A 13321-nucleotide genomic window follows, 5' to 3' on the forward strand; every position below is an offset into this window, starting at 1 on the left:
CCATGGATGGGTTTACGGCGTGTCCCTACCGGCCCACCCGCCAGGCCCCCCACGAATGCATTGCGAACGGCGCCAACCACGAGGGGCTGCGCCGTTCGCCGATCAGTCGAACAACGCCTCGATCGCCGCCAACCCCGCCGTCGCGCGCTCCTTCTTCCGCGCCGCATCGGCCACCGGATCAGCACCGTCGCGCTGGATCTCCTCGGCCGGGATCTCATCGAAGAACCGGCTCGGCTTCAGCCGCACATGCTCGCCGAACTTGCGCGTGAGCTTGCTGTAACTCATCCACAGCTGGATCTTGGCGCGGGTGATGCCCACGTACAGCAGGCGCCGCTCTTCCTGCAGGTTGCCCTCATCCAGGCTGACCTGGTGCGGCAACACGCCGTCCTCGCAGCCAACGATGAACACGTACGGGAATTCCAGGCCCTTGGAGGCGTGCAGGGTCATCATGCGTACCTGGTTGCCGCCCTCGTCCTTGTCGCTGCGCGAGAGCAGCGCCAGCTGGCCGGCCAGGTCGGCGGCGGTGGCACCGCGCGGGCCGCCCTCGAACCACTGCGCCAGTTCCTCGATGTTGTTCGCCCGGCGCTGGTAGCTGGCCTCTTCCTTGGCCTGCTGGCGCAGCTCGCTCAGCAACCCCGATTCCTTGGCCACCTTGCGGATCATGTCGCCGGACGTCACCTGGCGCATCTGCGCGCGCAGGTCGCGCAGGATGTCGGTGAACCGCGCCAGGCTGTTGGCCGCGCGCGGTGGCAGCTGCTGCAGGGCGCCGATGGTCTCGGCCACATGCGCCATCGGCATGTCCTTTTCCTGCGCCAGCTCGGCCAGCCTGGCCAGCGTACCGGCACCCACATCGCGCTTGGGCGACTGCACCGCCCGCATGAACGCGGTGTCGTCGTCCGGGTTCACCAGCAGGCGCAGCCAGGCCAGCGTGTCCTTCACTTCCTGGCGTTCCAGGAACATGGTGCCGCCGGTCAGGTGGTAGGGAATGCGCAGCAGCTGCATCGCCTTCTCCAGCGGCCGCGACTGGAAGTTGCCGCGGAACAGGATGCAGAAGTCACTCCACGGCACGTTGCGCGACTGCGCCACGAAGGCGATTTCGGCGGCGACCTTTTCCGCTTCGTGTTCGCTGTTGCGGCATTCCCACACCCGGATGCGCTCGCCGTCGGCCTGGTCGCTCCACAGCTTCTTCAGGTGCTCGTGCGGGTTGTTGGCGATCAGCGCATTGGCTGCGCGCAGCACGCGGTTGGAGCAGCGGTAGTTCTGCTCCAGCTTGATGATTTCCAGCGTGGGGTAATCGCGCCCCATCTGCTGCAGGTTTTCGGGATTGGCGCCACGCCAGGCGTAGATCGACTGGTCATCGTCGCCGACGCAGGTGAAGTTGCCCTTCTCGCCGGCCAGCTGCTTGAGCAGGCGGTACTGCGCGTCGTTGGTGTCCTGGCATTCGTCCACCAGCAGGTAGCCGATGCGCTCGCGCCAGGCCAGGGCGATGTCCGGATTCTCTTCCAGGATCTGCACCGGCAGACGGATCAGGTCATCGAAGTCGACCGCATTGAACGCGGTCAGCCTCAGCTGGTATCGCTCGTAGACGCTGGCCGCTTCCTTCTCGCGGTTGCTGCGTGCGGCGGCCATCGCCTGTTCGGGCGACAGGCCGGCGTTCTTCGCGCGCGACACCAGGTTCTTCATGTCCTCGATGTCGTCGGGCTTGGCCCCGTGCATCAGGTCCTTGATCTGCGCAGCGGCATCGTCGGCGTCGAAGATCGAGAATCCACGCTTCAGGCCCACCGCCGCGTGCTCGATCTGCAGGAACTTCAGGCCCAGCGCATGGAAGGTGCAGATCGTCACCTCGTCGGCATCCTGCTCGCGCAGGCGCTTGGCCACACGCTCGCGCATTTCCTTGGCCGACTTGTTGGTGAAGGTGATCGCCGCGATGCGGCGTGCCGGGTAGCGGCCACAGCTGATCAGGTGGGCGATCTTTTCCACGATCACGCGCGTCTTGCCGCTGCCCGCGCCGGCGAGCACCAGCAGCGGACCTTCGATGTGCAGGACGGCGGCGGCTTGGGGGGGATTGAGACCGTGCATGAGGACAGGATTGTAGCGGGGTGCCGGCGGGCCGACCTGACTTGCATGACGCCTGGCCGTAAGGTATTGAGTCGACACCGGAACACAGGAGCGTGGTCCATGTCCTTGAACATCATCGCCCGCCCGTTGGTGGCCACCCTGCTGGGCCTGCTGGCCGTGCCTGCGGCCGGGTCCAGCCCGGCACCGCCTGCCGACGCCTATGAAGCGATCGTGCTGCAGTCGCACGAGTTTCTTGTCTACCATCCGGACCTGCGCTTCCGTGGGCTCGGCATGCAGGCCCGCGAGCGGGGCCGCCACGAAGAAGCCCGCAACGACTTCCGCAATGCCGCGCGCTACGGCGACAAGCTGTCACAGGCAGCGCTGGCCGACATGCTCTGGAACGGGCAAGGCGGTCCGGTCGACCGCGCCCTGGGCTATGCATGGATGGACCTGGCGGCCGAGCGCGGCACCGAGTGGCTGGTGGTACAGCGCGAACGCTTCTGGGAGGCGCTGTCCGCCGACGAGCGCGAGCGCGCGGTGCGCGAGGGCCGCGCGCTGTATGCCGAGTTCGGCGACCCGGCGGCGACGCCGCGGCTGGAACGTGAACTGCGGGCCGGCAGCATGCAGCAGACCGGCAGCCGCGCCGGCTGGAACGGCGCCATGCGCAGCCAGGGCCGTGGCGATGCGGGGGTCCGTGTGCTGCAACCGGAAAAGCACCAGTTGGCCCGCTACTGGAACCCGGTGGCCTACCGGCAATGGCAGGACGAGGCGCTGGCCAGATCGGGGCGATGAGCCACGCCTGCCAGGCCATCGTTGCCTCGGCGCTGCATGGCATCGGGGTACGCGACAGCCGGCACGTGATCGCCCGGCCACGGCCGATCCGCGACGGCGGGCCGGGTGGCGACTAGAATTGGCCGATGGCCAAGCTCTACTTCTACTACTCGGCGATGAACGCCGGCAAGACCACCACCCTGCTGCAGAGCGCGCACAACTACCGCGAGCGCGGCATGCGGGTGGCGATCCTGACCCCACGCCTGGACGATCGTGCCGGCGCCGGCGTGGTCGCCTCGCGGATCGGCCTGCGCGCTGACGGCATGGCCTTCGACCGCGATACCGACCTGCAGCGCTGGGTGGAGCAGGATCTGGCAGCCAACGGCCCGATGGGCTGCGTGCTGGTGGACGAGGCACAGTTCCTGACCCGCGCCCAGGTCTGGCAGCTCAGCGAGGTGGTCGACCAGCTGCGCATTCCGGTGCTGTGCTACGGCCTGCGCACCGACTTCCGCGGCGAGCTGTTCGAAGGCAGCCAGTACCTGCTGGCCTGGGCCGACGAGATGCAGGAGATCAAGACCATCTGCCACAGCGGCAAGAAGGCGACGATGACCGTGCGCGTGGACGAGCATGGCCACGCCGTGCAGGACGGCCCGCAGGTGGAGATCGGTGGCAACGACCGCTACGTATCGGTCAGCCGCGCGGAGTTCAAGAAGATCACCCGCGGCGAAGGCCGGATCGAGCCGATGCAGGCGCCGCTGCCGCTGTAAGCGGTGTTCTTTTGCAGGGCTTGCAGCCCCGCACCCGCGGTGGTGCCGGCCGCTGGCCGGCAACAGCAACAGCAAGAGCTGGCATTGCGTGTGATGGCGGGGCGGTGTCGGAGTGCGGGGACGCTGCAAGTACGTCCCTGTAAGCTTGGCAGCCGCATCCATGCGGCTGACACCCCGCACTCCGGCACCGCCCGCCTCTGACAGATTTGCGCAGCTGTTGGTAGGTGTCGACCTTGGTCGACACATCTGTCAGATATCGAATGAAATTCCGGGGTCAGATCCGTTTTCCTTCGGGAAACGGATCTGACCCCAAGAGCAATTCCCACAGATCACGGAGATCTGTCGAAGGCGGGGTGGGTCCGGTTGAGGGGGCGTGAGCGCCATGGATGGCGCGACCGAGGCTACATGGACGTATTTACGCCGCCCCCCCTCAACCGGACCCACCCCGCCATCCCACGGAATGCCCGCTTTTGACGTTGACGTTGACGTCAGCAGGTGCAGGGCTGCAAGCCCTGCCCCCCCTCTTAGTACAGCGTGCGCTCCGGCGCTCCGGCCGGCGGCGGGGTGTACTGGTACAGCCAGGTCTCGGTGAGGGTCTTGCCACCACTGCGCAGGAACAGGCGGATGTCGATCTGCTCGGTACTGCCTTCCGGCGGCACCAGGTCGAACATCGCGCGGTAGCCGTTGATCTCGCGCAGCGGGCGCGCCGACACGATCTCGACCCGGCCACGGCTGGCTTCCACCACCGCTTCGACCTCGGCCTTGTCGATCAGCCTGGCCAGTTCGCCACCTTCGAAGTCCACCGCGAAGCGCCAGCTGAAGTACTCACGCTTCTTGCCGACCACGCCGCCCAGGCCGGTGCGGCTGGCCACGCAGTGCGCCAGCGGCGGGCGCGCCGGCGGTTCGGCGCCCCAGTACAGGCGGTAGCCGACCAGCAGCTCCTGGCCCGGCTGCGGCTTTTCCTTCGGGTTCCAGAACGCCACGATGTTGTCGAAGGTCTCGTCCACGGTGGGAATCTCCACCAGCTGCACCGAGCCCTCGCCCCATTCGCCCTTCGGCTCCACCCACAGGCACGGGCGCTTCTCGTAGAACACGCCGTCGTCCTGGTAATGGTCGAAGTTGCGGTCGCGCTGCAGCAGGCCGAAGCCGCGCGGGTTGCGGTCCACGAACATGTTGAAGCGCAGGTTGCGCGGGTTCAGCAGCGGGCGCCAGATCCATTCGCCGGCACCGGTCCACAGCGACAGGCCATCGGTATCGTGGATCTCCGGGCGCCAGTCCCAGCCCATGCGGCGGTCGTTCTCGCCCACCTGGTACATGCTGGTGCACGGGGCGATGCCCAATCGCTCGATCGCCTTGCGCGGGTACAGCGCGCTGTCGATGTCCATCAGCAGCACGTCACCGTTGGTGATCGCGAAGCGATAGGCACCGGCCACGCTGGGCGAATCCAGCAGGCCATAGACCACGATCGTGTCCGAATCAGCCGACGGCTGTTCCAGATAGTAGGCGATGAAATCCGGGAATTCCTCCGGCTTGCCCATGCCGGTGTCGATCGCCAGGCCACGCGCGGACTGGCCGTACTGGCCTTCCTTGCCGACGGCGCGGAAGTAGCTGGCGCCCAGGAAGGCGGCGAAGTCGCGGTCGGTATCCTTGCGGGTGTTCAGGCGGAAGCCGGCGAAGCCGAGGTCGGCCGGCAGCTCGCCATCCTTGATGCCGCTCTTGCCGTAGTTGAACGCCGCGCCGTCATACGCCAGTTCCTGCGCCTTGCCGTCGACCACGTCGAACATGCGCACCGGCGAATGGAAGTACAGGCCCAGGTGGAAGAACTTGGCCTGGAACTTGCCCGGCTGGTCGGCCCACAGCGCATGGTCCTGGCGGTAGCCGATCGACTGGTACTGGTCCCAGTCCAGTCCTTCCAGACGGCCCGGCAGCACCCGCTTGTGGCTCTTGTAGGGCGCCTGTGCCAGCGCGCGCGCCTGGCCCTTCAGGGTGGCGAAGTCGAACGGTTGCGGCTGGCCGAGGCGGCGCAGGCCCATCTGGCCGCTCCGGCTGGCCGCGCACGCGGGCAGGGACGGCAGGCCGAATGCAGCCAGGGCGAGGGAGGCATTGCGGATGAAGTCGCGTCGTTGCATGCAGGCGCGTCAGGCACAGGGAGGAAGGTCGGCCATCATAGGCAGACAAACGTTAACGGGCAGCGGAGACGCGCCCTGCCCGTTCAGCTGCCGCTGGCCGCCGGCTCAGCGCTGGCAGTGGCTGCACCAGACACTCGCGCGCTGGCCGATGGTGGCGTGCTTCAGCGCGCGGCCACAGTTCGGGCAGGGCAGCCCGTCGCGGCCGTACACCAGCAGCTCCTGTTCGAAGTAGCCCGGCGCGCCATCGGGGCTGATGAAATCGCGCAGGGTGGTGCCGCCACGGGTGATGGCGTAGCCCAGGATCTCCTTCACCGCGTCGGCCAGCCGCTGGTAGCGTTCTCGCGAGATCTTTCCTGCCTCGCGCAACGGGCTGATGCCGGCCTTGAACAGGCTCTCGGCGGCGTAGATGTTGCCCACGCCCACCACCACCGCCTGGTCCATCAGGAAGGTCTTCACCGGCGCGCTGCGGCCCCGGCTGCGGGCGAACAGGTAGTCGCCGTCGAACGCGTCGTCCAGTGGCTCCGGGCCCAGCCCCTGCAGCAGCGGGTGGATCTCCCCAGCCGGCTGCCAGAGCAGGCTGCCGAAGCGGCGCGGGTCGTTGAAGCGCAGCAGGCGGCCGTTGTCCAGGCTGATGTCGACGTGGTCATGCGCCCGCAGCGGGGTATCACCGGGCAGCACGCGCAGGCTGCCGGACATGCCCAGGTGCAGCACGGCGCTGCCGATGGCGGTATCCAGCAGCAGGTACTTGGCTCGCCGGCGGATGTCCTCGATGCGTTGCCCCGGCAGCAGCTCGGCCACTTCCGGCGGAATCGGCCAGCGCAGATCGGCGCGGCGCAGGATCACGCCATGCACACGGCGGCCCTGCAGGTGCGGCGCCAGGCCGCGGCGGGTGGTTTCGACTTCGGGCAGTTCGGGCATGGGGCGATTCTACGCGGGGCCGTGCAAAGCCGCTGGCATGGCCCCGCGCCGCCCTATGAATCCAGACCCGCCGCTTCCACCAGGAACGCGCCCTCGACCAGTGCGCCGCGTCCGCCCAGGCGCCAGAACGCCAGATAAGGCGCGAAATCGACGGCAGCCGGGGACAACGGCTGGGCGATGTACCAGCCCAGGTAGAGGTCCGAAGCGATGTGGTACAGCGCCTCGTCCAGTGCGGCCATCTGAGGGGTATCCAGCGTGCGGGCCTCGCGCACCACATCGCAGACGACGTCGTGCAGATAGGCGCTGGGACCCGATTCGCGCCATGCGGCCTGCAGCTGCTCTGCGGGCGCTGCCATCACCGGCACGTCGCGCAGTGTGGCCTGCAGCGCGGACTCACCCGCCATACCTGCCACCCTCGCCAGTTCGTCCAGCCAGGTGCGCGCGGCGGCCGCCACTGCCTGCACGTCGCCAGCGATGGCCGGCTGCAGGTACAGGTGCCCGTCCCAGCGCCCTGCGCCAAGCACGTCCAGCGCGCGCGACTGCAGCGCATCGGCATGCGGGAAGCCTGCGAATACCGCCGCCAGCGTATCCGGGTCGGTCACGCCCTGCAGCAGGCCGGAGAAATACCAGTCCTCGCGCTCGCTGCGGCCAGCGCAGAATTCAAGCCATTCGGCGAACAGTTCCTCGTCGATCCGGTCATCCATGGGGGAACTCCTTGGGGAACATGGGCCCGCGATGATCGCCCGGCAGCGGGTACGCAGGCCAGCATGCGCTCAGCGCGGAGGCGCCGCCAGTTCGCGCGCGTCCAGGAAACCATCACTATTGGCATCCTGCTTATGAAAGCGCTGCACGATCACCTGCCGCTGCTGCTCGCGACTGATCGTCCTGCCCTTGCCGCCGGGCAGCTCGTCGGCGCTCAGCACGCCATCACCGTTGCGGTCCATGCGATCGAAGGCATACAGCATCCACTGTACGTACTCGGCCTCGCTGACCTTGCCGTCGCCATCGCTGTCCATCCGCTGCAGATAGCTGGCGGTGTCGGTGACCTGAGCCAGCGCCGCACCCGGCAGCAGCGCCGCCAGCAGAAGCCCGTACCCTGCCCTCACGCGCCCACCAGGCTGTAGCCCTTCAACCGTGCGGCGTAGGCCTGCAACGCCGCGATACCGCTTTCCTCGGCCTCGCGGCACCACGCCTGCAGCTGATGCAGGCGCTCGGCGGCATCGTGGCCACGGGCTTCCAGCAGCGCAGCCAATCGCCCGCGGTACTCGACCAGGGTGCGGATGCGCGGCCGCTGTGCCACCCATGCGCTGAGCTGGGCGCGGCTGTCCGGCTTCAGCCAGCGGCCATCGTTGACCAGGCCACGGCGCAACCGGCGTGGCAGCAGCCGGCGCAGCTTGGCCCCGGCCTGCGCGGCCTCCTCGCGCAGGGCCGGCATGAACACGTTGCGCTGGTAATCGGTCATCGCCTGGAAGCGATGCGACAGCAGTGCCTTCAGCGTTTCGGCATCGGGCACGGCGATGTTCGGGCGCACGTCCATGGCCGGTGCCACCCGCAGCACCCTGGCCAGTCGCAGCGCCTGCAGCAGGCGGATCGCACTCCAGCCGATGTCGAACTCCCAGCGCCGCATCGCGAAGCGCGCCGAACTGGGGAACGCATGGTGGTTGTTGTGCAGCTCCTCGCCACCGATCCAGAACCCCCAAGGCGTAAGATTGGTGGAGGTATCGGCCGACTCGTAGTTGCGGTACCCCCACCAGTGGCCCAGGCCATTGACCACGCCCGCCGCCCAGAACGGGATCCACGCCATCTGGATCGCCCACAGGGCCACGCCGGGCAGGCCGAACAGCACGCTGTTGATCGCCAGCAGCAATACCGGCCCCAGCGTGGCGTGCGGGGTATACAGATGGCGCTCGATCGCGTCGTCCGGCGTGCCGCGCCCGTACTGCTCGATGTCCGCGCGCATGCCGCGCGCTTCGCGGTACAGCTCCACGCCATGCCAGAACACCTTGCCGATGCCGCGGGTGACCGGGCTGTGCGGATCGTCCTCAGTCTCCACCTTGGCGTGGTGCTTGCGATGGATGGCCACCCACTCGCGGGTGATCATCGACGTGGTCAGCCACAGCCAGAAGCGGAACAGGTGGGCCAGCGCCGGGTGGAAATCGACCCCGCGATGGGCCTGGCTGCGGTGCAGGTACAGGGTTACCGAGAAGATGGTGATCTGGGTGAAGGCCAGCAACACCGCCAGCATGCTCCACCCTCCCAGGCCGAGCACACCACCGGTCAACAGGGACATCAGGGCATCAGACATGGCAGCTCTCCGGATCGACGCGGGGATGGCAGACATGATGGGCGCTTGCGTTGCAAACTGCATCCCTGCGGCGATGTATCGCATCGCCATCCGTGGCACCGTTCACAGTTGGGGACCTGAGTTGTCGAGCCTTGATCCACGCACCAGCGCCATGACCGCCGCCCCGCCCGTCGCGGAGCAGCCCCCGTTGATCGAACTGGACCGTGCCACCGTGGTGCGCGGCCAGGTGAAGGTGCTGCACGGGCTCAGCCTGCGCATCGCACAGGGCCAGCACACCGCCCTGCTCGGCCCCAACGGCTGCGGCAAGTCGACCTTCATCAAGCTGATCACCCGCGAGCTGTACCCGCTGGCGCAGGTCGACGGCTCCGTGGCGGTAAGGGTGCTGGGGCAGAACCGCTGGCAGGTGGACCGGCTGCGATCGCAGCTGGGCATCGTCACCGGCGATCTCAGCAGCAATCTGGCCGACATGCCGGGCCTGACCGTGGAACAGGCCGTGCTGTCCGGCTTCTTCGCCAGCTACGTGGTGCCGGCCTTCCGCGAAGTGACCGCCGACATGCGCGCACGCGTGGGCGAGACACTGGCGATGACCGGCGCCCTGTCCCTGCGCGACCGCGCCTACGCCGAGTTGTCCGCTGGCGAGACCCGCCGCGTGCTGATCGCCCGCGCGCTGGTCAACCGGCCACAGGCACTGCTGCTGGACGAACCCTCCACCGGGCTGGACCTGGTCGCCCGCGAGCAGCTGGTGGCGACGATGCGGGTGCTGGCGCAGCAGGGCATCACCTTGGTGCTGGTGACCCACCACATCGAAGAGATCATTCCCGAGATCGAGCGCGTGGTGCTGCTGCGCGACGGCCGTGTGCTGGCTGACGGTACCCGCGCCGAGCTGCTGCGCAACGAACCGCTGTCGGCGGTGTTCGGCGGCGCGATCACCGTGTGCGAGCAGGAAGGCAGGCTGACCGCATACGCGGGGTGATCGGCATGCCGTTGTAGAGCCGAGCCGATGCTCGGCTGCTCGTGATCACGACAAACAGCAGCCGAGCATCGGCTCGGCTCTACAGGATGCAATGCAGCGGGCCGGATATCCCGGCCCGCCACCGCCGTGCTCAGAACCGCAACGCCAGCGCGCGCGACTCGATCGGTGCCATCCGGCTCTGGTCCTGCAGCTGCAGGTCGCGCAGCTCGTACGGTGCGCCGAAACCGGCCGGCAACGCAGCCTGGTCGAACGGCAGCACCAGCTGGCCGGCGCCTGGGCCGTCGAACCACGCTGCTGCATGTGCCTGCGCGACCGGCTTCATCCGGCCATCGCGGGCCGTGGCATACAGCGTGCCGCGTGCCTCGTAGCGGCCTGCCGCAGCCACCTGCAGCGGCAGCGCCACCTGGCGGCTGGACGGGTCCGGTGCTGCCTGGCCACTGAAACGCGCGGTCGGCCGTGCCACCGCGAAGGCCACCTTGCCATCGCGCAGCACGCCATCGGCCTGGGCGAACACCTGCAGCTCCCACAGCCCCTGCACGGTGCCGACGTCGGTCGGGATCCGCACCTGCGCGCGCAGGCTGCCATCGGTGGTGCGCAGCAGGCGCTGCGGCCAACTGCGGCCATCCGGTGCGACCAGCAGGGCTTCACCACCCAGGCCGCCACGACGCGATGCCAGCTGCGCGGTGGTGGCGCCGTCTTCCAGCAGGCGTGCCTGCAGCTGCACGTTGCCACCGGCCAGCACCTGCGCCTGGTTGGCCTGCACTTCCAACCGCAGCGGGCTGTTCGGCTCCAGCACCTGCACCACATAGCGGCCCTGCGCCTGCGCGCTCTGCAGCGTGTACGCACCGGCCGCACTGGTCGCGCCGGTGCGCAGCATGCTGCTGCCATCACTCACCGGCATGCCGGCATCCTGCAGGGCGCGCGCATCGACACTGCGCGCCACGCTGCTGCGGCCGGCCGGGTCACGCACCTGCAGGGCGCTGGCCGGCAGCACGCGGGCACCTGCGACCGGGCTCAGCTGGATCACCGCATCGGCCGCCGTCAGCGGCAGGTCCAGGCCGCGCTGCAGTTGGGTGCCATCGACCTGCTGCCAGTAGCTGCGGCTGACCGAGGCATACGGCGTAGCCGCCTGCAGCGATTGCGCCGGGTCCAAGGCCCAGGCGAAGGACAGCGGTGCGCGTTCGCTGTCATCGGCCGGCAACGGCGCGGCAACCAGCGCAGCGGGCACCTGGTCGCCCGCGCGGGCAGCTTGCAGAGGCTGCGCGGCCTGCGCGGCGGAAAGGGACAGCACTGCCAGCACGGCGCTGGCCAGCAGGGTGGAATGGATCGTCATGGTCATCTCCCTCACTGGGTCAGGTCGTTGCGCAGCAGGGTGCCCAGGCCGAAGCACTCACGGCGGCTCTGGTTGTGGCTGAGCGGCTCTGCCCCCTGTGTACGCTGCGTGTCGGTGAACCAGGTGGTGCCTGCGGCCTTCTGGCTGCTGCACTCCAGGAAGCCATCGGAGCAGGACGACAACCAGTTCTGGGTGAACTCCAGGCCGACGTTGGCGGCATAGCCACCGCAGTAGCTGTTGCTGTCCCACACCGCTGATTCCACGTCACTGCCGACCACCGCGCGGAACGGCTTGGGCAGCGCCGGGCGACCGGCCGTGCCGTACAGGTTCTGCGCGTTGTAGGTGGCCATGCTGGCCACCTGCTGCTGGCGCACGGCGTCGTTCTTGTAGCCCAGCAGCCAGCCCAGCGAGGTTTCGAAGGTATTGCCGTTGAGCACCGCATCGGCCAGTGGCGTGCCCGCCGAGGACGGTGCCAGCGCGGTGACCTTGCGCACCGTGCGGATGATCTTCGGATAGCGGCTGTCGTAGGTCGGGTTGGACAGGATCCAGCGCACCACGTTGCCGCCGTTGGAATGGGTGATCACCACCAGCTGGGTGATGCCACGGCTGTCGATGAAACTGGTCAGCTGGTTGGCCAGGCAGCCGGCGGCCTCCGGCTTCCACATGTACTGGGTGAAGTCACAGTTGATGACAACGTAGTTGCTGCTGTTCGGCAGGCCCTGGCGCACGGTGTCGATGATCGCCGGCTGCCAGTAGTCCTGGGTGGCATTGGTCTGCGCGCCGGTGCCATGCACGAAGGCCACGCCGACCACGTCGGCGGCCTGCGCCGGCGCTGCTGCCAGCCCCAGAAGCAGGGCCAGGACGGTACTTCCTGTTGCGGTGCTGCGCATCGCTTCTCTCCCTCTGTCTTCGGATCCCCCCGACCCGGCTGGAACTGGACGGCCCCTGGTGCCTGCCGATGTGCCGATGCTCACGGCGCGGCCGCGTGAAAGTCCGTGCGCTGCGCCCGGATTCAGCAGACTGGCACGCTTCGATGACGTTCTTCATCTCCTGTGATGACCATGCCGGGTCTGGCCGTATGACCGATGGCCACTGCGGTGCCGCATACGGGCTGCGATCATGACGCGATGTTTTTCCTCCGGAGCCCGTCCATGTCGTTGATTTCCCACCCCGCCCGCCCGCTGCTCGGCCTCGCCGTTGCCGTGACCCTGGCCGGCTGTGCTGCCTCGGCCACCAAGCCGACCGCCGTCGAAGCCAACATCACCACCAAGGCGGTGGGCTATCTGGACAAGAGCGCTGTTCCGGCCAGCCTCGATCTGGTGCCGGCACCGCCGGTGGCCGGTTCGGCCGCCCTCGCCCTGGACGAACAGGTCAGCCGTGAAGCCCGCGCGCTGCGTGGCAGCCCGCGCTTCGCCCAGGCCGGCGTCGATGCGGAACTTGGCTTCCCCGAAGGTGCAAACCACTTCTCCTGCGCCGCCGACATCGACATCGATGCGGTGAAGACTCCGGCGCTGTATCGACTGCTGGAGCGCAGCCGGATCGACGCCAGCGCCGCCACCAAGGCGGCCAAGAACCACTACCAGCGCCCGCGCCCGTTCATGGTCAACGGTGAGCCGACCTGCTCGCCGAAGGACGAGGATGGCCTGCGCAAGAATGGTTCCTATCCATCCGGCCACACCTCGATCGGCTGGGCCTGGGCACTGATCCTGTCGGAGATCGCGCCGGACCGCGCCGATGCCATCCAGGCCCGCGGCCGCAACTACGGCGAGAGCCGCCTGGTGTGCAACGTGCACTGGCAGAGCGACATCCTCGAAGGCCGCTTCATGGGCGCCACCGCCGTCGCCCGCCTGCATGACAACGCGGCGTTCAACAAGGACCTGCTGGCCGCACGCAAGGAGATCGAGGCGGCGCGCAAGGCCGGTCGGCACTCCAGCCGCGACTGCGCCACCGAGAATGCGGTGCTGAAGGTGCGCCCGCAGAGCGCGCTGTAGGCGCCTGCGCGATCGGTCATTGCCGGCCAGCGGCCGGCACTACCGGTGGGTGCGAAGCAGAAGGGCCGGCATTGCG

12 protein-coding genes are annotated in these 13321 nt (G+C 68.3%); 4 read left to right on the forward strand and 8 right to left on the reverse strand.

Going from position 1 to position 13321, the window contains the following annotated elements:
- Positions 1 to 102: 102 nt before the first annotated feature.
- Entirely contained in the window at positions 103 to 2079 is a 1977-nt protein-coding gene (locus KXV01_RS13890) for a UvrD-helicase domain-containing protein (protein ID WP_049438979.1), read from the reverse strand.
- A gap of 99 nt (positions 2080 to 2178) precedes the next feature.
- Between KXV01_RS13890 and KXV01_RS13895 the strand changes: the two genes are divergently transcribed.
- Both KXV01_RS13895 and KXV01_RS13900 read left to right on the forward strand, forming a co-directional pair.
- Positions 2179 to 2850 (forward strand): SEL1-like repeat protein, encoded by a 672-nt coding sequence (locus KXV01_RS13895; protein WP_099486979.1) that lies wholly within the window; start codon positions 2179 to 2181, stop codon positions 2848 to 2850.
- A 125-nt stretch (positions 2851 to 2975) separates the two neighbouring features.
- Positions 2976 to 3596 carry a thymidine kinase gene (locus KXV01_RS13900; protein ID WP_100479099.1) on the forward strand — a complete coding sequence of 207 codons (621 nt, stop codon included), beginning with the start codon at positions 2976 to 2978 and terminating at the stop codon, positions 3594 to 3596.
- Between the two features lie 524 nt (positions 3597 to 4120).
- Here the strand turns inward: KXV01_RS13900 and KXV01_RS13905 are convergent.
- The 5 genes from KXV01_RS13905 to KXV01_RS13925 form a co-directional block, all read right to left on the reverse strand.
- A complete protein-coding gene (locus KXV01_RS13905; RefSeq protein ID WP_069138171.1) occupies positions 4121 to 5725 on the reverse strand; it encodes a glucan biosynthesis protein D in 1605 nt (534 codons plus the stop codon).
- A 105-nt stretch (positions 5726 to 5830) separates the two neighbouring features.
- Complete coding sequence (mutM, locus tag KXV01_RS13910; protein ID WP_005421105.1) at positions 5831 to 6643, reverse strand: bifunctional DNA-formamidopyrimidine glycosylase/DNA-(apurinic or apyrimidinic site) lyase; 813 nt, start codon at positions 6641 to 6643, stop codon at positions 5831 to 5833.
- Between the two features lie 53 nt (positions 6644 to 6696).
- The gene (locus KXV01_RS13915) at positions 6697 to 7347 is read right to left on the reverse strand and encodes a hypothetical protein (RefSeq protein WP_181453013.1); all 651 of its coding nucleotides are present in this window, start codon (positions 7345 to 7347) and stop codon (positions 6697 to 6699) included.
- Between the two features lie 69 nt (positions 7348 to 7416).
- Positions 7417 to 7749 (reverse strand): hypothetical protein, encoded by a 333-nt coding sequence (locus KXV01_RS13920; RefSeq protein ID WP_263467872.1) that lies wholly within the window; start codon positions 7747 to 7749, stop codon positions 7417 to 7419.
- The gene (locus tag KXV01_RS13925) at positions 7746 to 8948 is read right to left on the reverse strand and encodes a fatty acid desaturase (RefSeq protein WP_164284694.1); all 1203 of its coding nucleotides are present in this window, start codon (positions 8946 to 8948) and stop codon (positions 7746 to 7748) included. Before KXV01_RS13925 ends, KXV01_RS13920 begins: the two co-directional genes overlap by 4 nt.
- A 151-nt stretch (positions 8949 to 9099) precedes the next feature.
- On the opposite strand from KXV01_RS13925, the gene KXV01_RS13930 reads away from it, so the two are divergent.
- A complete protein-coding gene (locus tag KXV01_RS13930; RefSeq protein WP_049416214.1) occupies positions 9100 to 9921 on the forward strand; it encodes an ATP-binding cassette domain-containing protein in 822 nt (273 codons plus the stop codon).
- A gap of 130 nt (positions 9922 to 10051) precedes the next feature.
- On the opposite strand, the gene KXV01_RS13935 is transcribed toward KXV01_RS13930, so the two are convergent.
- Together KXV01_RS13935 and KXV01_RS13940 are read right to left on the reverse strand one after the other, a co-directional pair.
- Positions 10052 to 11254, reverse strand: a complete 1203-nt coding sequence (locus tag KXV01_RS13935) for a DUF4785 domain-containing protein (RefSeq protein WP_164284697.1) — start codon at positions 11252 to 11254, stop codon at positions 10052 to 10054.
- An 11-nt stretch (positions 11255 to 11265) separates the two neighbouring features.
- Positions 11266 to 12144, reverse strand: coding sequence for a hypothetical protein (locus KXV01_RS13940; RefSeq protein ID WP_049416212.1), 879 nt, complete (start codon positions 12142 to 12144; stop codon positions 11266 to 11268).
- A gap of 261 nt (positions 12145 to 12405) precedes the next feature.
- On the opposite strand from KXV01_RS13940, the gene KXV01_RS13945 reads away from it, so the two are divergent.
- A complete protein-coding gene (locus KXV01_RS13945; RefSeq protein ID WP_263467873.1) occupies positions 12406 to 13245 on the forward strand; it encodes a phosphatase PAP2 family protein in 840 nt (279 codons plus the stop codon).
- Positions 13246 to 13321: the final 76 nt, after the last annotated feature.

The sequence above is a fragment of the Stenotrophomonas sp. Ps181 genome (assembly GCF_025697425.1).
Taxonomy (GTDB): domain Bacteria; phylum Pseudomonadota; class Gammaproteobacteria; order Xanthomonadales; family Xanthomonadaceae; genus Stenotrophomonas; species Stenotrophomonas sepilia.